At 69.9% G+C, this 21970-nt stretch carries 20 protein-coding genes; 16 read left to right on the top strand and 4 right to left on the bottom strand.

Annotated features, from left to right (window positions below):
* The first annotated feature begins 9 nt into the window (after positions 1-9).
* The gene (locus R2K23_RS19995) at positions 10-1128 is read left to right on the top strand and encodes a glycoside hydrolase family 76 protein (RefSeq protein ID WP_316512028.1); all 1119 of its coding nucleotides are present in this window, start codon (positions 10-12) and stop codon (positions 1126-1128) included.
* On the opposite strand, the gene R2K23_RS19990 is transcribed toward R2K23_RS19995, so the two are convergent.
* Positions 1125-1787 (bottom strand): 3-oxoacid CoA-transferase subunit B, encoded by a 663-nt coding sequence (locus R2K23_RS19990; RefSeq protein WP_316512026.1) that lies wholly within the window; start codon positions 1785-1787, stop codon positions 1125-1127. The genes R2K23_RS19995 and R2K23_RS19990 overlap by 4 nt on opposite strands.
* A gap of 1 nt (position 1788) precedes the next feature.
* Positions 1789-2553, bottom strand: a complete 765-nt coding sequence (locus R2K23_RS19985) for a CoA transferase subunit A (RefSeq protein ID WP_316512024.1) — start codon at positions 2551-2553, stop codon at positions 1789-1791.
* A 181-nt stretch (positions 2554-2734) separates the two neighbouring features.
* Between R2K23_RS19985 and R2K23_RS19980 the strand changes: the two genes are divergently transcribed.
* Positions 2735-3511, top strand: a complete 777-nt coding sequence (locus R2K23_RS19980; protein ID WP_316512023.1) for an IclR family transcriptional regulator — start codon at positions 2735-2737, stop codon at positions 3509-3511.
* A gap of 19 nt (positions 3512-3530) precedes the next feature.
* Positions 3531-5366: a Na+/H+ antiporter NhaA gene (gene nhaA, locus R2K23_RS19975; protein WP_316512022.1), complete on the top strand. Its 1836-nt coding sequence runs from the start codon at positions 3531-3533 to the stop codon at positions 5364-5366.
* On the opposite strand, the gene R2K23_RS19970 is transcribed toward nhaA, so the two are convergent.
* Entirely contained in the window at positions 5363-6319 is a 957-nt protein-coding gene (locus R2K23_RS19970; RefSeq protein WP_316512021.1) for a LysR family transcriptional regulator, read from the bottom strand. The genes nhaA and R2K23_RS19970 overlap by 4 nt on opposite strands.
* A gap of 33 nt (positions 6320-6352) precedes the next feature.
* On the opposite strand from R2K23_RS19970, the gene R2K23_RS19965 reads away from it, so the two are divergent.
* The 9 genes from R2K23_RS19965 to R2K23_RS19925 all read left to right on the top strand — a co-directional run bounded on the left by R2K23_RS19965 (position 6353) and on the right by R2K23_RS19925 (position 15948).
* The gene (locus R2K23_RS19965; protein ID WP_316512020.1) at positions 6353-7477 is read left to right on the top strand and encodes an XdhC family protein; all 1125 of its coding nucleotides are present in this window, start codon (positions 6353-6355) and stop codon (positions 7475-7477) included.
* A 104-nt stretch (positions 7478-7581) separates the two neighbouring features.
* Positions 7582-8496 carry an FAD binding domain-containing protein gene (locus R2K23_RS19960; RefSeq protein ID WP_316512019.1) on the top strand — a complete coding sequence of 305 codons (915 nt, stop codon included), beginning with the start codon at positions 7582-7584 and terminating at the stop codon, positions 8494-8496.
* 3 nt (positions 8497-8499) lie between these two features.
* On the top strand, positions 8500-8991 hold the full coding sequence (locus R2K23_RS19955; protein ID WP_316512017.1) for a (2Fe-2S)-binding protein: 492 nt from the start codon (positions 8500-8502) through the stop codon (positions 8989-8991).
* The gene (locus R2K23_RS19950; RefSeq protein WP_316512016.1) at positions 8988-11378 is read left to right on the top strand and encodes an aerobic carbon-monoxide dehydrogenase large subunit; all 2391 of its coding nucleotides are present in this window, start codon (positions 8988-8990) and stop codon (positions 11376-11378) included. Before R2K23_RS19955 ends, R2K23_RS19950 begins: the two co-directional genes overlap by 4 nt.
* A gap of 18 nt (positions 11379-11396) precedes the next feature.
* Complete coding sequence (locus tag R2K23_RS19945) at positions 11397-12278, top strand: XdhC family protein (protein ID WP_316512014.1); 882 nt, start codon at positions 11397-11399, stop codon at positions 12276-12278.
* Complete coding sequence (locus tag R2K23_RS19940; RefSeq protein ID WP_316512012.1) at positions 12275-13168, top strand: AAA family ATPase; 894 nt, start codon at positions 12275-12277, stop codon at positions 13166-13168. Before R2K23_RS19945 ends, R2K23_RS19940 begins: the two co-directional genes overlap by 4 nt.
* A 12-nt stretch (positions 13169-13180) precedes the next feature.
* Positions 13181-13840 carry an SRPBCC family protein gene (locus R2K23_RS19935; protein WP_316512010.1) on the top strand — a complete coding sequence of 220 codons (660 nt, stop codon included), beginning with the start codon at positions 13181-13183 and terminating at the stop codon, positions 13838-13840.
* Positions 13837-15030, top strand: a complete 1194-nt coding sequence (locus tag R2K23_RS19930) for a vWA domain-containing protein (RefSeq protein WP_316512009.1) — start codon at positions 13837-13839, stop codon at positions 15028-15030. Before R2K23_RS19935 ends, R2K23_RS19930 begins: the two co-directional genes overlap by 4 nt.
* 9 nt (positions 15031-15039) lie before the next feature.
* Complete coding sequence (locus R2K23_RS19925) at positions 15040-15948, top strand: LLM class F420-dependent oxidoreductase (protein WP_316512007.1); 909 nt, start codon at positions 15040-15042, stop codon at positions 15946-15948.
* A gap of 93 nt (positions 15949-16041) precedes the next feature.
* Here the strand turns inward: R2K23_RS19925 and R2K23_RS19920 are convergent, their stop codons facing one another.
* The gene (locus R2K23_RS19920) at positions 16042-16701 is read right to left on the bottom strand and encodes a DedA family protein (RefSeq protein ID WP_316512006.1); all 660 of its coding nucleotides are present in this window, start codon (positions 16699-16701) and stop codon (positions 16042-16044) included.
* Between the two features lie 145 nt (positions 16702-16846).
* On the opposite strand from R2K23_RS19920, the gene fbaA reads away from it, so the two are divergent.
* From fbaA to R2K23_RS19900, 4 genes are all read left to right on the top strand, one after another.
* Positions 16847-17884, top strand: coding sequence for a class II fructose-bisphosphate aldolase (gene fbaA / locus R2K23_RS19915; protein WP_316512004.1), 1038 nt, complete (start codon positions 16847-16849; stop codon positions 17882-17884).
* A gap of 43 nt (positions 17885-17927) precedes the next feature.
* Positions 17928-18914: a LacI family DNA-binding transcriptional regulator gene (locus R2K23_RS19910; RefSeq protein ID WP_316512002.1), complete on the top strand. Its 987-nt coding sequence runs from the start codon at positions 17928-17930 to the stop codon at positions 18912-18914.
* 211 nt (positions 18915-19125) lie between these two features.
* Positions 19126-20349, top strand: a complete 1224-nt coding sequence (locus R2K23_RS19905; RefSeq protein WP_316512000.1) for a YlbE family protein — start codon at positions 19126-19128, stop codon at positions 20347-20349.
* 43 nt (positions 20350-20392) lie between these two features.
* On the top strand, positions 20393-21955 hold the full coding sequence (locus R2K23_RS19900; RefSeq protein WP_316511998.1) for a purine-cytosine permease family protein: 1563 nt from the start codon (positions 20393-20395) through the stop codon (positions 21953-21955).
* Positions 21956-21970 lie beyond the last annotated feature (15 nt).

Genomic DNA, 21970 nt, shown 5'->3' with positions numbered 1-21970 from the left:
TGAACTGTCATGGATCAGGTATGGGCCAACCGCGCGGCCTCCGCTGAGGCCGCCATCGCCACCCGGCACCTCCGGAAGCTCTGGGCGCTGCCGGGAACGCAGCTCGGGGTGGTGGCCTGGCCACCCACCGGCAGCGACAAGCGGTTCAAGACCTGGCACTACTGGTGGCAGGCGCACCTGCTGGATTGTCTGGTGGACGCCCAGATCCGCGACCCCAAGCCGGAGCGCGTCGAACAGATCACCCGGCAGATCCGCGGCCAGTGGATCCGCAACACCGGCTGGGTCAACAGCTACTACGACGACATGGCCTGGCTGGCGCTGGCAATCGAACGCGCCGGCCGCTTCGCCGGGGTGGTCAAGCCCGGCCCGCTGACCAAGTTGGCGACCCAGCTGGTCGACTCGTGGGTGCCCGAGGACGGCGGCGGTATCCCCTGGCGCAAACAGGACCAGTTCTTCAACGCGCCGGCCAACGGCCCAGCCGGAATCTTCCTGGCGCGCTACGGCGATCGGCTGCGCCGGGCCCAGCAGATGGCCGACTGGATCGAGGAGACGCTGCTGGACCCGGAGACGCTGCTCATCTTCGACGGCATCAAGGCCGGATCGCTGGTGCGCGCCCAGTACACCTACTGCCAGGGCGTGGTCGTGGGTCTGGAGACCGAACTCGCCGTGCGCACCGGTGAAGACCGGCACCTGCAACGGGCGTGCCGGCTCATCGGCGCGATCGCCGAGCACATGGCCCCGGGCGGGGTGCTCAAGGGTGCCGGCGGCGGCGACGGCGGCCTGTTCTCCGGTATCACCGCGCGGTATCTCGCCGAGGCCGCCACCGCGCTGCCGGGCGAGGGAGCCGAGGCCGTCACGGCCCGCGAGACCGCCCGAGACATCGTGCTGTCCTCGGCGAAATCGGCGTGGGACCACCGCCAGAGTGTCGACGGGCTACCGCTGTTCGGCCCCTTCTGGGATCGCACCGCCGTCATCCCGGCGACCGAGGCCGCCGAGGGGGAGCAGGCCCAGTTCGTCGAGGGCGCCGTCAACGCCTCGGCCGCTCCCGAGCGCGACCTTTCGGTCCAGTTGTCCGGCTGGATGCTGATGGAGGCCGCCTACAGCCTCGGCGACGCCGCCGCCGATTAGTCGAGTTCGACGGTGAGTTCGGCCTCCGTGGCCGCGACGACATCCTCGACCGTCACCCCGGGGGCCAGTTCGCGCAGCTTCAACGTGCCGTCCCCGACGACGTCGATGACACCCAGGTTGGTGATGATCCGGTTGACGACGGCCTGACCGGTCAACGGCAGGCTGCACACGTCGACGATCTTCGGGTTTCCGGCCTTGTCGGTGTGCTCCATCAGCACGATGACCCGACCCGCGCCGTGCACCAGGTCCATGGCGCCGCCCATGCCCTTGACCATCTTGCCGGGCACCATCCAGTTGGCCAGGTCTCCGGTCTTGGAAACCTCCATGCCGCCCAGGACCGCCGCATCGATATGACCGCCGCGGATCATGCCGAACGACAACGACGAGTCGAAGTAGGCCGCGCCGTCGGTGACGGTGACGGTCTCCTTGCCGGCGTTGATCAGGTCGGGGTCCACGGCGTCGTCGGTGGGATACGGGCCCGTGCCCAGGATCCCGTTCTCGGAGTGCAGCGTCACCCGCACGTCCCCGGACAGGTAGCCGGGTATCAGGGTGGGCAGGCCGATGCCGAGGTTGACGTACTCGCCGTCGACCATTTCCTTGGCGGCCCGCGCGGCCATCTCGGTGCGGGACCAACCGGTTGCGGTGGGAGCGTCGGTCATCTCAGTTCGCCTTCTGTGCGTCGCGGACGGTGCGCTTCTCGATCTTCTTGTCCTGGGGCCCGGTGTGGACGATGCGCTGTACGAACACACCGGCCAAATGCACTGCGCCGGGGTCGATCTCGCCGGGTTCGACCAACTCCTCGACCTGGACGATGGTGATCTTCCCGGCCATCGCCGCCAGCGGGTTGAAGTTCATCGCGGTCTTGTTGAACACCAGGTTGCCCAGGGTGTCCGCGCGCTTGGCATGCACCAGGGCGAAGTCGGCGTTGATGGACTCCTCGAGGACATACCGCTTGCCGTTGAACTCCCGGACCTCCTTGGGCGGGGAGGCCACGGCCACCGAGCCGTCGGCGGCGTAGCGCCACGGCAGTCCGCCGTCGGACACCGGGCTGCCGACCCCGGCCGGGGTGTAGAACGCGGGGATGCCCGCGCCGCCGGCCCGCAGCCGCTCGGCCAGGGTGCCCTGCGGGGTCAGCTCGACCTCGAGTTCACCGGCCAGGTACTGGCGGGCGAACTCCTTGTTCTCGCCCACATAGGAGGCGGTCACGCGGCGCACCTTGCCCAGCTCGAGCAGCACGCCCAGGCCCAGGCCGTCCACGCCGCAGTTGTTCGAATACACCTCGAGTCCGGTGACCGGCAGGTCGGCGACCGCCGCGATGAGTTGGTCGGGGATGCCGCACAGGCCGAACCCGCCCACCGCCAGGTGGGCGCCATCGGTGATGTCGGCGACCGCTTCGGCTGCCGACGCATACACCTTCGAAGTCATGGGGTGTCTCTCCTCAACCCGTCGTGTGGATGTCCACTCTGCAAACACCGCAGATGCCGCGTCCAGTCAACAGTCCGGCGGGGTTGGGATCAACCCCCGACGCCCAACCCGGACGTAACTGTTCGCGTGTTGATTGAGCCGCGGGCCGCGCGTCCACTCTGTGGACGCTAGACTTCCGGGCGTGACTCCCCGGGTGCAGTCCTCCCAGGTCGTCGCGCGGGTGGGCGCCCTGTTGCGGGCCGTCGGGACCAAGGAGCCCGCCGGCGCGTCGACCACCGAATTGGCCCGCACGGCCGGGCTGGCGCGACCGACGGCACACCGGCTGCTCACCGCGCTGGCCGCCGAGGGCCTGATCGACCGGGACGCCGGGACCGGACGCTGGTCGCTGGGGCCGGAGCTCTACCTGTTGGGCGCCGGCGCGGCCAATCGGTACGACATCGTCGAGCAGGCGCGCGACGTGGTCATCGGGCTGGCCCGCGAGACGGGCGAGAGCGCCTTCCTGTCCGCGCGGCGCGGCGACGAAACCGTGTGCGTGTTCAGCGAAGAGGGCAGCTTCCCGGTGCGCTCGCACGTGCTGCACGTCGGCATCCGCTTTCCGCTCGGCGTGGCGTCGGCGGGGCTGGCGATCCTCAGCCACCTGCCGGACCGGGAGATCGACGACTACTTCCGCCGCATTGAGCTCGAGCCCGCCTGGGGCGTGGAGCATTCCGAGGATGCGGTTCGGGCGCGGCTGGCCGCCACCCGGACCACGGGGTATGCGGTGAATCCCGCGCTGATCGTCGAGGGCAGCTGGGGGATCGGGGCGGCGGTGTTCGACCGCAGCGGCACCCCGGCGTGGGCGTTGAGCCTGACCGGCGTTGAGACCCGGTTCCGGCCGGACCGCCAGCATCAGCTCGGGACGTTGCTGCTCGAGAAGGCGCACGTGCTCTCGGGGCGACTCCAGACCGGCCGACGGTGATTCGGAGTATTCTCCCGACATGACCGGGATCCGATTGCGTCCCGGCAGGTTCGGACTGGCTCCGACGTCGCCACGCAGCGGCGAGAACCGCGCGGCGGCGCTGCTGCTGATCTTCACCGTCATCGCGATCGTCTGGGCCAATTCGCCGTGGGCCGAGAGTTATTCGACGTTCTGGAACACCGACATCGGCATCAGCTTCGGCGCCCGCCACGCCGAGTTGACCGTCAAGCACCTGGTCAACGACGGCCTGATGGCGTTCTTCTTCTTCATCGTCGGGTTGGAGGTCACCAGCCAATTCCGGATCGGCGAGCTGACCGATCGGGCGCGGGCCGTGGTGCCGGTGATCGCCGCCCTGGCCGGGTTGGTCCTGCCCGCCCTGATCTTCTTCCTGTTCAATCCGAGCGGGGCCGACGCCCACGCCTGGGGCGTGGTGATCTCCACCGACACCGCGTTTCTGATCGGCGCGCTCGCCGTGATCGGGCCGAAGTTCCCCGGCCGGTTGCGCGCGTTCCTGCTGACCCTGGCCGTCGTCGACGACATCGGTGCGCTCGCGGTGATCGCGGTGTTCTATTCCGACGACCTGCAGATCGTACCGCTGGCGTCGGCGTTGGTGCTGCTGGTGGCGCTCGCGTCGGTGCGGCTGCTGCCGGCCGGACACGGCCCGGCCTACGCGGTGCTGGGGGTGGCGCTGTGGGTCGCCCTGTTGGCCGGCGGCCTGCACCCCACGTTGGCCGGAGTCGGTGTGGCGCTGCTGATTCCGGTGTTCCGGCCGCAGCGGCGCACGGTGGAATCCGCCATCGGGGTGATCCGGGCGTTCCGGCAATCGCCGAACTCCGAGTACGCGCGGGCGGCCACCCGCAGTCTGCGCGATTCGATCTCGATCAACGAACGACTGCAGACCGCCTTCGGCCCGTATGTGTCGTTCGTGGTGCTGCCGTTGTTCGCGTTGGCCAACGCCGGGGTCCGACTCGATTATGCGACGGTGTCGGCCGCCGCGACCTCGCCGCTGACGTGGGGCATCATCGCCGGTCTGGTGGTCGGAAAGCTCGTCGGTATCACTGGCGCCACGGCCATGGTGCGGACCCTCGGCATCGGGGAACTGGGGCCGGGCCTGACGCTGCGGCGCGTCGCCGGCGGCGCGGCGCTGTCCGGCATCGGATTCACCATCTCGCTGTTCATCATCGATCTGGCCGTCGATGATCCGGTCAGACAGGACCAGGCCCGCGTCGGCGTGCTGGCCGCCTCGGTGCTGGCGTTCCTGCTGGGGTGGGCGATATTTCGGGTCGGCGACCGGCTCAGTCCGCCGAAGCCGTTGGGGGCCAAACTGGTCCGCCCCGTAGACCCCGCCCGGGACCACATCGCCGGGCCGCCGGACGCGCCGCTGACGTTGGTCGAGTACGGAGACTTCGAATGCCCGTTCTGCAGTAGCGCCACGGGGTCCATCGACGAGGTGCTGGCGCACTTCGGTGACCGATTGCGCTACGTGTGGCGGCACCTGCCGTTGGCGAAGGAGCATCCCCGCGCCTTCGACGCCGCGCTGGTCAGCGAGGCCGCGGCGCTGCAGGGCAAGTTCTTCGAGATCGGACCGATGCTGTTCCGGTTCCAGGACCACCTGGAATGGGAACACCTGTACCGCTACGCCGACAGCGTGGGCTGCGACATCCACCGGTTCGACGAGGACCTGCGCTCACCCGCGGTGCGGCACCGGGTCGAGGACGACGCCGAGGACGCCGAGGTGATGGACCTCGACGGCATCCCGACCTTCTTCGTCAACGGCCGGCGGCATCGGGGGCCCTGGGATGCCGCGACCCTGATCCGGGCCCTGGAGGACACCCGCGACCCACCGGGGCCCTAACTCCACAGCGTCACATGCACTTTCGGCCGGAACCGGGTCACGCCGACGCCGCTGCCCCGGATCATCGCCTGGGTGCAGCGCGGGGTGGTGATGAACCGCACCAGTTCGGACACCGCGGGCTGGCGGGCGCCCGGGGCCAACGTGGTCGCCGACCACTCGCCCGAATGCCGCAGGCCCGGCCCGTCGAGGCGCACCAGGTCCCCGGCGGCCAGGTCCTTGGCCACGGCGAAACCGATCGTCAGCGTGACGCCGCCGGCCCGGCGCACCTCGTCGAGCGCAGCGGCATCGCTCTGGAAGATCCGCTGCTGGGCCTCGGGGATCGCCAGATCCCGCAGCATGCCGGCGATTTCGCCGTCGGGGCTGCCCGCCGTCGGCCCGAGCATCCAGTGCTGCTCGCGCAGCAACGCGGGCGCGGGCGCGGCGCCGGCCAGCGGGGAATCGGGTGCGGTGACCGCGATCAGCTGGTACTTCAGGAACGGCCGCACGGCCACGGTGTCGTCGGGCGGGCCGGCCGCCGGACCGAGTGCCACGTCCACGGCGCGCGACTGGACCAGGTACCGGAACTGCCCGACGGGGTGCACGCTCAGTTCCACGGACAGGTCGTCGGCGCGCGACGAGAACAGCTCGATCAGACCCGGTGCGGCGTGTTCGGCGAACGCCGCGGAGGCCGCGATCCGCAGCAGCCGCCGGCCGTGGGCCGCCTCGGTCACCTCGATCGCGGTCTGCTGCTGCAGGCCCAGGATCTCCACGGCCCGACTGGCGAGCCGCAGGCCACCGGGGGTGAATGCGAGCCCCGCGGCGGTCCGGATGAACAGCTTGTCATCGAGTTCCTTGCGCAACTGCGCCACGTGCATCGAGATGCCGGCGTCGGACATCCCGAGGTCCTCGGCGGCGGCGCGCACCGACCCGAGGCGGACGACCGCCGAGAATGCCCGAAGCTGAGCGGGTGTCACGACTGCAGACTAGACGTGTCCTACATTGGGCACGTGCAGGATGTGCTGAGCGATCTCTTAGCGGTCTGGCGGTCCGGGGCGACGGCCGGGCTGGGGACCGTGGTGCGCACCTTCCGCTCCGCCCCGCGCCCGGCGGGCGCGGCGATGGTGGTCGCGCCCGACGGGACGGTCAGCGGATCGGTGTCCGGCGGCTGCGTCGAGGGAGCGGTCTACGAGCTGGCCACCGAGGTGATCGGTACCGGTGTACCGGTCCTGCAGCGCTACGGCGTCAGCGACGACGACGCCTTCGAGGTCGGTCTGACCTGCGGTGGAATCCTCGACATCTTCGTCGAGCCGGTATCGCAGAACAACTTTGACCAGCTGGCCGCGGTCGCCGAGGACATCGAGGCGCACCGGCCCGTCGCGCTCGCGACCGTCATCGCCCATCCGGACCCCGCGCGCGTCGGTCGCCGCCTGGTGATCCGTCCCGACGAGGTGCACGGATCGCTGGACTCGGCGCGCGCGGACGCGGCGGTCACCGACGACGCGCGCGGACTGCTCGCCGCGGGCCGCAGCGAGGTGCTCACCTACGGCCCCGACGGGCAGCGGCGCGGCGAGGGGATGGAGGTCTTCGTCGCCAGCCATGCCCCGCGGCCGCGGATGCTGGTGTTCGGGGCCATCGACTTCGCCGCCGCGGTCGCGGCCCAGGGCACGTTCCTGGGCTACCGGGTCACGGTCTGCGACGCCCGGGAGGTGTTCGCCACCCCGGCGCGGTTCCCGACCGCCGAGGAGGTGATCGTCGACTGGCCGCACCGCTACCTCGCCGGCGAGGTGGGCGCCGGCCGCATCGACTCGCGCACGGTGATCTGTGTGCTGACCCACGACCCGAAGTTCGACGTGCCGCTGCTGGAGGTCGCGCTGCGCCTCGAGGAGGTGGCCTACGTGGGGGCGATGGGGTCGCGGCGCACCCACTCCGACCGGCTGGAGCGGCTGCGGGAGGCGGGGCTGACCGACGTCGAACTGGCCCGGCTGGCCAGTCCCATCGGCCTCGATCTGGGCGGCCGGACCCCGGAGGAGACGGCGGTGTCGATCGCGGCCGAGATCATCGCGCGCCGCTGGGGCGGCGGCGGACGCCCGCTGGCCGAGACCGCCGGACCCATCCACGGCGAGGTTCATTAGACCTGTTCAGCGACCATCTTCAGGTTTCGCTTAACCGGGTATTGACGTAATCGTCGGCGTTGCCGACACTGGGACACCCACCGGCGGAGTGTGAGGGGTGTCACATGCAGGTGCCCGGGCCCTTCGAGTACGAACGCGCCACCAGCGTGGAGCAGGCGGTCGGCCTGCTCGACAGGTTGGGAGAGGACGCGATGATCGTCGCCGGCGGGCACAGCCTGCTGCCGATGATGAAACTGCGCATCGCCAACCCCGAATATCTGATCGACATCAACGACCTGGCGGCCGAACTCGGCTACCTGGACGTCGGGCCGCCCGGCGCGGCGGGGACGGTCCGGATCGGGGCGATGACCCGGCACCGGGACGTCCTCGAATCCGACGCGCTGGCGGCGGTGCTGCCGATCTTCCGCGACGCCGAGAAGGTGATCGCCGACCCGGTGGTGCGCAACCGTGGCACCGTCGGCGGCTCGCTGTGTCAGGCGGACCCGGCCGAGGACCTGACCACGGTCTGTGCCGTGCTCGGCGCCGTCTGCCTGGCCCGGGGACCGGCCGGCGAACGCGAGATCGGCATCGACGACTTCCTGCAGGGCTCGTACGAGACCGCGCTGGCCCACAACGAGATCCTGCTCGAGGTGCGCATCCCGGTACGCGCCCGGACCGCCAGTGCGTACGCGAAAGTGGAACGCCGGGTGGGGGATTGGGCAGTCACCGCCGCGGGCGCGCAGGTCACGCTGGACGGCGACGGGCCGGAGCCCACCATCGCGGCCGCCCGGGTGGGGCTCACGGCCGTGAACCCCGACCCGGAGGCGTTGCGCGCGCTCTCGGATGCGCTGGCAGGCAAGCCCGCCACCGAGGCGACCTTCGCCGAGGCGGGCGCCGCCGCGGCCGCGGCCTGCGATCCGGTGGGCGACATGCGCGGCAGCGTCGACTACAAGCGCCACCTCGCCGGTGAGCTGACCATCCGAACATTGCGCCGCTCGGTCGAGCGCGCGCGCAACGCACCAGAGCCACAGGGGGTTTGAACCATGCAGGTCACCATGACGGTCAACGGCGAGCAGGTCGGCGCCGAGGTGGAACCCCGCACGCTGCTGGTGCATTTCCTGCGCGACACCCTCGGGCTGACCGGGACGCACTGGGGCTGCGACACCTCCAACTGCGGTACCTGCGTGGTCGAGGTCGACGGCGACCCGGTCAAGTCCTGCACCATGCTCGCGGCGATGGCCGCCGGCCGCAGCGTGCGCACCGTCGAGGGCCTGGAGGTCGACGGCAAGCTCGACCCGGTGCAGGAGGGCTTCATGGAATGCCACGGGCTGCAGTGCGGCTTCTGCACGCCGGGCATGATGATCACCGCCCGCGCGCTGCTCGACCGCAACCCCGATCCGGCCGAAGACGAAATCCGGGAGGCGATTTCGGGCCAGATCTGCCGCTGCACCGGCTACACCACGATTGTCCGCTCCATCCAATGGGCCGCCGCCGCGCAGCGCGGTGCGCAGCAACCGGAGGTGACACCCGCATGACCACCATCGAGACCCGGCCCGAGGACACCGCCGACAACAACCAGAAACCCTGCGGCTACGGGCGGATGCTGCGCAAGGAGGATCCGCGGTTCATCCGCGGCCGCGGCACCTACGTCGACGACGTGACACTGCCCCGCATGCTGCACCTGGCGATCCTGCGCTCGCCGTACGCGCACGCCAAGATCAACAGCATCGATGTGTCTGCGGCCCAGGCGCATCCGAAGGTCAAGGCGGTGGTCACCGGGGCCGCGCTGGCCGAGAAGGGCCTGGCGTGGATGCCGACGCTGTCCAACGACGTGCAGGCCGTGCTGGCCACCGACAAGGTGCGGTTCCAGGGGCAGGAGGTGGCCTTCGTCGTCGCCGAGGACCACTACTCGGCCCGGGATGCGTTGGAGCTCATCGACGTCGACTACGAGCCGCTGGACCCGGTGATCGACGCCCGGCGCGCGCTGGACCCCGACGCCCCGGTGATCCGCACCGACCTCGACGGCAAGACCGACAACCACTGCTTCGACTGGGAGACCGGGGACGCGGCGGCCACCGAGGCGGTGTTCGCCAAGGCCGACGTGGTGGTCAAACAGGAGATGGTGTATCCCCGGGTGCATCCGGCCCCGATGGAAACCTGCGGCGCCGTCGCGGATCTGGACCCGGTCAGCGGGAAGCTGACGCTGTGGTCCACCACGCAGGCCCCGCACGCGCACCGCACCCTCTACGCGTTGGTCGCCGGGCTGCCCGAGCACAAGATCCGGGTCATTTCCCCCGATATCGGCGGCGGCTTCGGCAACAAGGTGCCGATCTATCCGGGCTACGTGTGCGCCATCGTCGGCTCGCTGCTGCTGGGCCGGCCGGTGAAGTGGATGGAGGACCGCAGCGAGAACCTGACCTCCACCGGGTTCGCGCGGGACTACATCATGGTCGGCGAGATCGCGGCGAGCGCCGAGGGCAAGATCCTGGCGATCCGGTCGCATGTGCTCGCCGACCACGGCGCGTTCAACGGCACCGCCGCGCCGGTCAAATACCCGGCCGGGTTCTTCGGGGTGTTCACCGGCAGTTACGACCTGGAGGCCGCCTATGCCCACATGACCGCCGTCTACACCAACAAGGCGCCCGGCGGCGTGGCCTACGCCTGCTCGTTCCGGATCACCGAGGCCGTGTACCTCGTCGAGCGGCTGGTCGACTGCCTGGCCTACGAGCTGAAGATGGATCCGGCCCAGCTGCGGCTGCGCAATCTGCTGAAACCCGAACAGTTTCCGTACACATCCAAGACCGGATGGGTGTACGACTCCGGGGACTACGAGCAGACCATGCGGCTGGCCATGGACATGGTCGGCTACGACGACCTGCGCGAAGAGCAACGCCGCAAGCGGGCGGCCGGCGAGCTGATGGGCATCGGCATGTCCTTCTTCACCGAGGCCGTCGGGGCCGGCCCGCGCAAGGACATGGACATCCTGGGCCTGGGCATGGCCGACGGCTGCGAGCTACGCGTACATCCCACCGGCAAGGCCGTGGTGCGGCTGTCGGTGCAGAGCCAGGGCCAGGGGCACGAGACCACGTTCGCCCAGATCGTCGCCGAGGAACTCGGCATCCCGCCCGACGACATCGACGTCGTCCACGGCGACACCGACCAGACCCCGTTCGGGTTGGGCACCTACGGCAGCCGGTCCACGCCGGTGTCCGGTGCCGCCGCCGCGCTGGTGGCCCGCAAGGTCCGCGACAAGGCCAAGATCATCGCCTCCGGCATGTTGGAGGCCTCGGTCGCCGACCTGGAATGGGACAAGGGCAGCTTCCGGGTCAAGGGCGACCCGTCGGCCGCGGTGAGCATCGCCGACATCGCGATGCGCGCGCACGGTGCGGGGGATCTGCCCGAGGGTATCGAGGGCGGCCTGGACGCCCAGATCTGTTACAACCCGGAGAATCTCACCTATCCGTACGGCGCGTACTTCTGCGTCGTCGACATCGACCCCGGCACCGCGGTGGTCAAGGTGCGCCGCTTCCTGGCCGTCGACGACTGCGGCACCCGGATCAACCCGATGATCATCGAGGGCCAGATCCACGGCGGCCTGGTCGACGGGATCGGCATGGCGTTGATGGAGATGATCGCCTTCGACGAGGACGGCAACTGCCTCGGCGGGTCGCTGATGGACTATCTGATCCCGACCGCCATGGAGGTGCCGCACTTCGAGACCGGGCACACCGTCACCCCGTCGCCGCACCACCCGATCGGGGCCAAGGGCATCGGCGAGTCCGCGACCGTGGGCTCGCCGCCGGCCGTGGTCAACGCGGTCATCGACGCGTTGGCCCCGTTCGGCGTCCGGCACGCGGACATGCCGCTGACGCCGTCGCGGGTGTGGGAGGCCATGCAGGGTCGGGCCCGGCCCCCGATCTAGGACGAAGGAGGTGCGGCCATGACCATGACGGAGCGAGTGGTGCAGTTGCGGCGGGCGCGGACACCGTTCGTGCACGCCACCGTCGTCCGGGCGCAGCCGCCGGCCTCGGCGCGCCCCGGTGACGAGGCAATCCTGTTGGCCGACGGCACCATCGAGGGTTTCGTCGGCGGGCAGTGCGCGCAGAACTCGGTGCGCAAGGCCGCCCTTGGCGCCCTGGAGGCCGGCGAGTCGCTGCTGCTGCGGGTGCTGCCCGACGGCGAGGTGGACTTCCCGCAGGCCCCGGGCGCCCGCGTCGTCGTCAACCCCTGTCTGTCCGGCGGCGCCCTGGAGATCTTCCTGGTGCCCGAGACGCCCGCCCCGCTGGTTCGCATCTACGGCACGACGCCGATTGCCGAGGCATTCGCGCAGCTGTGCGCGGCGGTCGGCTACGACACGGCCCGCGGAACCGACGCCGATCCCGACGAGATGGCAACGGGCAGCGCGGTGGTGATCGCCAGCCACGGCGGACCGGAGGCCGAGATCATCCGCGCCGCCCTGGACGCCGGCGTCGGCTACGTGGGTCTGGTCGCCAGCCGGGTGCGCGGCGCCGAGGTCCTGGCCGCGGCGGCGGTCACCGACGCGGAGCGGGCCCGGGTGCACACCCCGGTGGGCCTCGACATCGGCGCGCGGACCGCCCCGGAGATCGCGGTGGCGATACTGGCCCAGGTCATCTCGGGGGTCCGCCGGGGTGGACTGCTGCGACCGGCGCCGGCCGCGGCGGCCGTCCGCGAGGTGATCGACCCGGTCTGCGGGATGAGCGTCGTCGTCGCGGCAGCCACGCCGTATCTGCGGCTCGACGGCGAGGAGCACTGGTTCTGCGGCGTCGGCTGCCGGGATACGTTCGCCGCGGCGCGGCGATGACGGCCGCGGGGCCGTTCGCCGGGATCGACGACGTGGTGCGTCGTTTCGACGCTCACGACCACCTGCTCGACGAGGGCACCGCGGCGGCCTGCTATCTGGCGACCACCCTGGGCCGCCCGCTGCTGCTGGAGGGTGAACCCGGGGTGGGGAAGACCACCGCCGCCAAGACCCTGGCCGCCGTCCTGGACGCGCCGCTGATCCGGCTGCAGTGCTACGAGGGTCTGACCGCCGCCGAGGCGCTCTACGACTGGAACTACCAGCGCCAGCTGCTGTCCATCCGGCTCGCCGAGGCGCACGGCACCGCGATCGCCGAGGCGGACCTCTACACCGAGCCCTACCTGGTGGACCGGCCGATCCTGCAGTGCGTGCGGCACTCCGGGCCCACCCCGCCGGTGCTGTTGATCGACGAGATCGACCGCGCCGACGACGAATTCGAGGCGCTGTTGCTCGAGTTTCTCGGTGAGGCCAGCGTCACCGTGCCCGAACTCGGCACCTTCGTCGCGGCGCGGCCCCCGGTGGTGGTGCTCACCTCCAACCGCAGCCGCGACCTGCACGACGCGCTGCGGCGGCGCTGCCTGTACCACTGGATCGACTACCCCGACCCGGTGCGGGCGGCCGCGATCGTGCGGCGCACCGTGACGGGCGCGACGGTGGCGTTGATCGAGAGCGCCGCCGAATTCGTCGGCGCCGCACGGGGTCTGGACCTCGACAAGGCGCCGGGGCTGGCCGAGACCATCGACTGGGTCGCCGCGCTGGCCGCCCTCGGTGTCGGTGATCTGGTGGCCGAGAGCGCCCGGGCGCTGGGTAACAGCCTCGGCGCGCTGGCGAAGACCCCCGACGATCACGCGTTGATCAGCGCGGCCCTGACCGAGCACAGCAGCAACCGATGAAAGGACCCAGCGATGAAGATCGCCAATGAGTTCACCGTCAGCGCACCGGTGGCCCGCGCCTGGGAGGTGCTCACGGACCTCGAGGAGGTGATCCCGTTGATGCCCGGCGCGGTCTTCGACGGCCGCGACGGCGACGACGTCCTGGGCAAGGTGAAGGTCAAGGTGGGCCCGGTGACCAGTGAGTTCAGCGGCCGGGTGCGGTTCGTCGAGCAGGATCTCGAGCAGTACCGCGCGGTGATCGACGCCAAGGGCAAGGAGGCCCGTGGCACCGGCAACGCGACCGCGACCGTGACCGCCCAATTGCACGAGGCGGGGGAGCGCACCCGGGTCACCGTCGACACCGACCTCAAGGTCGTCGGAAAGCTCGCGCAGTTCGGCAGCGGGATGTTGCAACAGGTTTCGGAGAAGCTGCTGGGTCAGTTCGTGGAGTCGCTGGAGGCCAAACTGGCGGCCCCGGCTGCGTCGGCGGCGTCGGCGGAGTCCCCGGCGTCGCAGGCCGAACCGCAGGTGGCGGCGCCGGATGCGGCCCCGATCGACCTGCTCGAGTTGGCGGGTGGTCAGACGGTGAAACGGTACGCACCGGCGGTGGCGGCGTTGTTCGCCGCGGCCGCCGCGGTGTTCGCCGTCGGCCGGTGGCTGCTCGGCCGACGGGTGGAGCGCGACCGGCGATGAGCCCGTCGGCGCTGCTGCCGGCCGTGGATCGGGCGGCCCTCGCGGTGGCCCTGGCGACCCGGCTGCGCGCGGCCGGGGTGCTGGTATCGGCAAGCGGCGCAGCGGATTTCGTGGCCGCCCTCGGCGTGACCTCGCGGGCGCACCGCGAGGTGTACTGGGGAGCCCGGTTGACCCTGGTGACCCGCGCCGAGGACATTCCGACGTTCGACGAGGTGTTCGCCGCCGTCTTCGCCGATGCCGTGCGCGGCGTCGACCCCGTGTCCATGAAATCTCGCGCCGCGGGCCAGGTTTCGGCGGCCACCGGGCTCGCCGACGCCGGTGCGGTGAGCCTCGACGGGCCGGGTCTGCCGTGGCTGACCCGGCAGGCCTCGATGGCCGGCGACGACGACGCGGAGGCCGACTCCGCCGTGGCGGTGCCCGATGTGCTGCCGAGCCGGCTGCGGGTCCGCGCCGACCAGGCCTTCGAGGCCTTCGACGCGGCCGACCTGCGCGTCATCGGGGACTGGCTGGAACGCACGGCGCCGCGGTGGCCACGGCGGCGCACCCGTCGGCACGAACCGAGTCGGCGTGGCCGCCGGATCGACCTGCGCCGGACCATGCGCGCGGCCCGCACCACCGGGTGGGAGCCTTTGGTGCTGATCCGGACCCGGCGCCGGGAACGGCCGCGTCGGATCGTGTTCCTCTGCGACGTCAGCGGTTCCATGCAGCCCTACGTCACGATCTATCTGCACCTGATGCGGGCGTTGGCGCTGCGGCACCGCGCCGCGGCGCCCGAGGTGTTCGCGTTCGCGACGTCGCTGACCCGGCTGACCCCGGCCCTGTCGCACCGCAGCGCGGAGGTGGCGCTGGCCCGGGCCAACGAGCGGGTCCTCGACCGTTACGGCGGCACCCACCTGGGCCGGGCCGTCGCCGAGCTGGTGCGGGGCTCGCACGGGAGCGCGCTGCGGGGCGCGGTCGCCGTGATCGCCTCCGACGGCTGGGACACCGACCCGCCCGAGGTGCTCGACCGGGCGATGCGCCGGCTCCGGCAGCGGGCGCAGCGGGTGGTGTGGCTGAACCCGCGCGCGGCCGGCGTCGGGTTCGAACCGGCGGCCGGGTCGATGGCCGCGGCGTTGCCGTACTGCGACGTGTTCCTGCCCGCGCATTCGCTGACCGGGTTGGCGGAGCTGTTCGAGGAACTGGCTGCCTAGGATCGGGGCATGACTTCCTCGCAGCGTGCCAAGATCGATTTTCCGTCCCGCATCGGCGTGTGGTGGGCCAGTGAAACCTGGGCCATGCCCGACGCGCAGGAGGTCGCCCGCGACATCGAGCAGCTCGGCTACGGCTCGCTGTTCCTGCCCGAGGTGGTCGGCAAGGAGTGCTTCACCCAATCCGCGGCGTTCCTGGCCGCCACCGAGAAGCTGGTGGTCGGGACCGGGATCGCGAACCTGCACGTCCGGCTGCCGTCGGCCGCCGAGACCGGCGCCCGCACGCTGACCGCGCTGTACCCCGGCCGGTTCGCGTTCGGCCTCGGCGTCAGCCACGGCCCGCTGGTCGAGCGCGGCTTCGGCGGCACCTACGCCAAGCCGCTGGCGACCATGCGGACCTACCTGGAGAAGATGGCGGCCATCCCGCCGCAGATCGAGCCCGGGGTCGGGCGGCCGCCGGTGCTGCTGGCCGCGCTGGGGCCCAAGATGATCGAGCTGTCCGGCACCCACGCCGACGGCGCCCATCCCTACCTGGTGACCCCGGCGCAGAGCCGGGTGACGCGGGAGATCCTCGGCCCGGACAAGTGGATCGTCTCCGAGCAGGCCGTGGCCATCGGCGGCGACGACGCGGACCAGTTGAAGCGGGCGCACGCGCACCTCGACGTCTACAGCGGCCTGCCCAACTACCGGAACTCCTGGCTGCGGCAGGGCTTCGACGAGTCCGATCTGGTGCGCGGCGGCTCGGAGCGGCTGGCCCGCGGCGTGGTGGGGATGGGCTCGCCGGAGCAGGCCGCCGAGATGGTCACCGCGCATCTGGACGCCGGCGCCGACCACGTCGTCATCCAGGTGCTGGGCAACAGCCCCACCGACGACCCGCGGCCCGGCCTGCGGGAATTGGCCCGCGTGCTGAAGCTGAGCTGAGCGGGGCCGACCGGCGCTTCGCCGAGATCGACGAAATGCCGGAAACCACTCGCACAAAGTGACCCAAACTCACCTTTGGGCGCAAACGCGGGGTCAGGCGGCGGCGTTCTTTGCTTCGCGCCGCCGCCGGTACCACTCGTAGACCATCGGCAGCACCGAGACCACCACGATCAGGATGATGATCGGCTCCAGCAGGGACTGGACGACCTCGAACTGGCCGAGCCAGTAGCCCAGCAGGGTCAGGCCGATGCCCCAGACCAGCGCGCCCACGATGTTGAAGATCGTGAACACGGCGTAGTTCATCCGGGCCGCGCCGGCGGTGATCGGCGCCAACGTCCGCACGATCGGGACGAAGCGGGCGATCACGATGGCGAACGGTCCCCGCGACTCGAAGAAATTGTGCGCCTCGTCGAGATACTTCTGCTTGAGGAAGCGGGCGTCGGGTTTGAACATGGCGGTGCCGACGTTGCGGCCGATCCAGTAGCCGACCTGGCTGCCCGCCACCGCGGCGATCGGGATGAACACCAGCAGCTGCCACAGCTGGAAATTCGCCTCGGCGCCGGCCGAGGCGGTGCCCGCGGCCAGCATGCCCGCGACGAACAGCAGCGAGTCGCCCGGCAGGATCGGGAACAGCACGCCGGACTCGACGAACACCACCAGCAACAGTCCGAGCAGGGCCCAGGTGCCGAAGTACCCGATCAGGGTGATCGGGTCCATGAAGTCCGGCATGAGCGCGAGCGTGGTGCTGGTCATGAGACTTCAACATACCGGGGCTTGGCCTCGGACCGGTAAACGCGGAGCCGTGGCCCGGTTGCGTGGCGCTCTCGGACCATGAATACGGTCTTACTGAGATACTGGTCTCGACGCACCCAGTTACAGACACCCAGGAGGATGTTCCATGCCCATCGCCACTCCCGAGGTCTACGCCGAGATGCTGGGCCGCGCCAAGGAGCATTCCTTTGCATTCCCGGCCATCAACTGCACGTCCTCGGAGACCATCAACGCCGCCATCAAGGGTTTCGCCGACGCCGGTAGCGACGGCATCATCCAGTTCTCGACGGGTGGGGCCGAGTTCGGCTCCGGCCTCGGGGTGAAGGACATGGTCACCGGCGCCGTCGCGCTCGCCGAGTTCGCCCACGTCATCGCCGACAAGTACGACATCACCGTGGCGCTGCACACCGACCACTGCCCCAAGGACAAGCTCGACACGTTCGTTCGCCCGCTGCTGGCCATCTCGGCCGAGCGCGTCAAGAACGGCCGCAACCCGCTGTTCCAGTCGCACATGTGGGACGGCTCGGCGGTGCCGATCGACGAGAACCTGGACATCGCCAAGGAACTGCTGAAGCTGTCGGCCGAGGCCAAGATCATCCTCGAGATCGAGATCGGTGTGGTCGGCGGCGAGGAGGACGGCGTCGAGGCCGAGATCAACGAGAAGCTCTACACCACCCCGGAGGACTTCGAGAAGACCGTCGAGGCGCTCGGCGTCGGCGAGCACGGCAAGTATCTGCTGGCCGCGACGTTCGGCAACGTGCACGGCGTCTACAAGCCGGGCAACGTCAAGCTCAAGCCGGAGATCCTGGCCGAGGGCCAGCGGGTCGCCTCGGCCAAGCTGGGCCTGGCCGAGGGCTCCAAGCCGTTCGACTTCGTCTTCCACGGCGGTTCGGGCTCGGCGAAGTCGGAGATCGAGGAGGCGCTGGGCTACGGCGTCATCAAGATGAACGTCGACACCGACACCCAGTACGCCTTCACCCGTCCGGTGGCCGCGCACATGTTCACCAACTACGACGGCGTGCTGAAGATCGACGGCGAGGTCGGCAACAAGAAGACCTACGACCCGCGCAGCTACCTGAAGAAGGCCGAGGCGTCGATGACCGAGCGGGTCATCGAGGCCTGCAACGACCTGCACAGCGCGGGCCGGTCCGTCTCCGCGGGGTGACCGACCCGCTCGCGCTCGTGGGGTGACTCAGGCAGCGAGGTAGATGGTGGCAGGGATCGTCGACGTGGCTGCGGCGGCGGGCGTCTCACCGACGACCGTCTCCCACGTCCTGAACAACCGCGGCCGCATCGCCGAGGAAACCCGCGCCAAGGTCCTCGAGGCCGCCCGGCAGCTGGGCTATCAGGCCAATGTGCACGCCCAGCAGCTGGTCACCCGGCGCAGCCGGATCATCGCGATCCAGATGCCGGACCTCGGGGACACCCCGGGCCCGTCGCTGCCGCATTCGGCGTACTTCCTCGAGCTCATCAACGGCGCGGCGGCCGCCGCCGACCAGGCGGGCTACGCGCTGGTGGTGTCGCCGTCCGGTGGGAAGGCCAATGTGCTGACCGGGTTCGCCATCGATGGGGCGATCATCGTCGACCCACACGGTGAGGAGCCGGTCTTCCGCACCGACGTCCCGGTCGTCACGATCGGGGTGCCGCTGAACGGCGACCGCCGGCTGCTGCGCGTCGACAACGACCATGCCGGAGCGGCCCGGGAAGTGCTGGATCACTTTGCTGCGGCGGGGCGCCGGCGCCCCGCCCTGGTCACCGACGAGACGCGACGTTCCTACGTCAACGACGTCCGCACCGGCTACCGGTCGTGGGTGCGCGAGCGGGGTCTCCCGGAGACCGTCGTCACCGTCGGCGCGCTGGACAAGGAGTCGATCGACGCGGCGTGTGCCGAGCTGTTCGGCACCGCGGTCGACGCCGTCTACACCAGCTCCGATGACCTGGCGCTGGCGCTGCTCGACGCAGCCACCCGGGCCGGGGTGCGGGTGCCGCAGGACCTGGCCATCGCTTCGGCGGTGGACGACAGATCGCTGGCACTGACCTCCCCGCAGATCTCGGCCACCAACCTGTTCCCGTTCCGGACCGGCGAGACGGCCGCCGAACTGCTCATCGAGCGCCTCGAGAGCGGCCCGGGGACTTTGCCGGGACCGGTGATGCCCACCGAGTTCGTCGTCCGGGGGTCTTCGGCGCCGAGCTAGCCGACCGGCCGGTCGTGATCACCGGCGCCGTAATTTTTTCGGTGATCCCCTTGACACCGTCGTCGGGCCGTGACTACGGTCACACCGGAACAAGCCAAAACCATTTGGCAACGCCCAACCGGCACCGCCGAGGTCGTGCAACCAGACCCACCCGATCCGTAAAAGCGTGCCGAAATGACGATGCCAAAACGTTTTACCAGGAGGCCACCGGATGTCCAGAGTTCGCGAGCAAGCCAACCTCGCCGCCGTCGACGCGCTGCTGGCCGCTGATCCGGTCCTGGTCGGGATCGAAAGCGCGCAGCAGGCCATGGGCCTGCCCTCGTCGACCGTGCTCACCTCCGGGCCGACCATGCCGTTCGACGCCTACACCGGCGGCCAGCGGGCCGCGATCATCGGCGGAGCACTTTACGAGGGCCTGGCCGCCGACGAGGCCGCCGCGGTCGCGGCCTTCGAACGCGGCGAGATCACCGTCCGGGGTTGTCAGGAGTTCGGCTGCGTCGGGTCGCTGGCCGGCGTCACCACCGCCTCGATGCCGGTGGTGGTGGTGGTCGACGAGTCCACCGGGAACCGCGGCTACTGCACGCTGTACGAGGGCGACAGCGCCGACCGGTTGAACTACGGCACCTATACCGCCGCCACCCGGGACAATCTGGAGGCCCTGCGCCTGCGCGTCGCGCCCGCGCTGAACAGCCTGATCGCGGCGCAGACCGAACCGCTGCGGCTCAAGCCGATCATGACGCGCGCCCTCACCATGGGCGACGAGTTGCACAGCCGCAACGCCGCGGCGACGCTGCTGTTCCTGCGCCGGTTGTTGGTCGGCGCCAAACAGTTGGGCGCCGAGCTCGACGACGCGCTGGACTCGCTGTGCGACGACTACTTCTTCCTGCGGCTGTCGATGGCGGCGAGCAAGGTGATGGCCAACGCGATGCGCGGGTTCGAGGGCTCCAGCGTGGTGACCGCGATGTCCTTCTCGTGCGCGGAGTTCGGCGTCCAGACCTCGGGGACCGGCGACGCCTGGTTCACCGGGCCGCTGCCGACGTTCGAGGATTTCCGGATCGAGCACGGATACGACGCCGACGACATCGAGTTCATGGGCGGTGAGAGCATCATCACCGAGGTGGTCGGTCTGGGTGGGGTCGCTCAGGCGGCGGGGTTGCCACTGCAGAGATCCAGTGGACGCAGCGTAGTGAGGATGGTCGCCCGAACCACCGCCATGTACGACATCACTGTGACGGAGAGTCCCGAGTTCCGGATTCCCATTCTCAACTATCGCGGCGCCCCGTTGGGTCTGGACGTCGAGAAGATCGTCCAACCCACCGGCGTCACCCCGTTCCTGGACATCGGCATCGCGGGCCGCTCGGGCCGCCAGATCGGTGGGGGAGTGGCCAGGGCCCCGCTGGAACCGTTCCGGAAGGCGTGGGAGGCGTTGTCCTGAATCGATCGTTGACCTATTCCGTTGAGAAAAAAGGAATTTCGACATGAAGGAAGAAGTCGCAGACGCGGCTGAGCCGACCACCGAAATGGTGGATGTGGTCGGCAAGGTGGAGAGTTACGGAATCGAGTACATTCCGGACGAACACCGGCACTCCCGTCCCCGGAACCTGCTGTGGATCCTGTTCGGCGGGAGCATGACGTTCGGGATCATCGTCATCGGTTGGGTCCCGGTCTCGCTGGGCCTGGGGTGGTGGGCGTCGGCCAGCGCGATCGTGGTGGGTTCGGCGATCGGTGCCACCCTGATGGCGCCGATGGGCCTGCTCGGCATGCGCAGCGGGAGCAACAACCCCGTCGCCAGCGGGGCGCACTTCGGCGCGTTGGGCCGCATGATCGGTTCGGCCCTCGGAATCACCGCCGACATCGTCTTCGCCGCGCTGTGCATCTGGGCGGCGGGCGAGGTGCTGGCGCGCAGCGTGGTCCGGATCTTCGGCGTCGAAAGCCAAGCCGTCACAGTCGCATTGCTGATCATCGCCTACGCCTTGGTGGCCGTGGTGATGACCATCATCGCGGTGATGGGGCACGCCAACATGGTGACCTTCACCAAGTGGATGGTGCCCACCGCGGGCTCCATCATGATTCTCTACATCTTCGTCGCCTCGGAGAACTTCGACCCCAACTACGCCGGCGGCGACTACGCACTGGGCAGCTTCTGGCCGACCTGGATCCTGGGCATGCTCGCCTGCGCGGGCACGGTGAACTCCTACGGCCCCTACGTCGGCGACTGGACCCGGCACATCTCACCCACCAAGTACCCGCCCCGCCATTCGGTGGCGGCGGCCTGGGTGGGCGGCTTCTTCGGCATGGGCGGGGCCTTTATGTTCGGCGCCTACACCGCCGTGACGTTCAAGGATCCGATCAACGCCTACGCCACCGAGTTCGCGAACAACGTGCCCTACTGGTTCCTGTTCTTCGCGCTGTATCTGGCCTTCATCCCGGGCACCGCCCAGGCCGTGATCAACATCTACAACATGGGGCTGGACTTCTCGTCGATCGTCCCCGGGATTAGCCGGGTGCGGGCCACCATCTACCTGTCGATAGTGTCGACCGTGCTGGTCTTCATCGGCGCCTTCTACCAACAGCTTTCGGCCATCGTGAGCTCCTACCTGGCGATCCTGATCGTGCTGGGCGCGCCGTGGACCATCATCAACCTGATCGGCTACTTCAACAATCGCGGCTACTACGATCCGGACTCGCTGCAGGTGTACAACCGCGGCCAGATGGGCGGCCGGTACTGGTCCTCGGCCGGCCTCAACCACCGCGCGGTCATCGCCTGGCTCTCGGCCGTCACCGTCGGAATGCTGTTCGTGAACACCGGCTGGTACGTCGGCCCCGGCGCACGCCTCTTCGACGGTGCGGACTTCGGTTTCATCGTGTCCACCAGCGTCGCCGCACTGGTCTACTTCGCCTTCCTGAAGTTCAATCCCGAACCGGCCTACAACTTCGGCCCCAAGGGTGCCCGCATCGCCAGCGCGCCGCCGTCGCGGTACGGCGACTTCATGCCGATCCAGCCGATGGACCTGAGCAAGGTCCGCTGGCGAATCGGCTGATCTGCAACAGCTTTC

This window comes from Mycolicibacterium sp. MU0050, assembly GCF_963378085.1.
GTDB classification, from domain to species: Bacteria; Actinomycetota; Actinomycetes; order Mycobacteriales; family Mycobacteriaceae; genus Mycobacterium; species Mycobacterium wendilense.
Note: the sequence above shows the minus strand (reverse complement) of the source record. Positions and strands in the feature narration are given on the sequence as shown.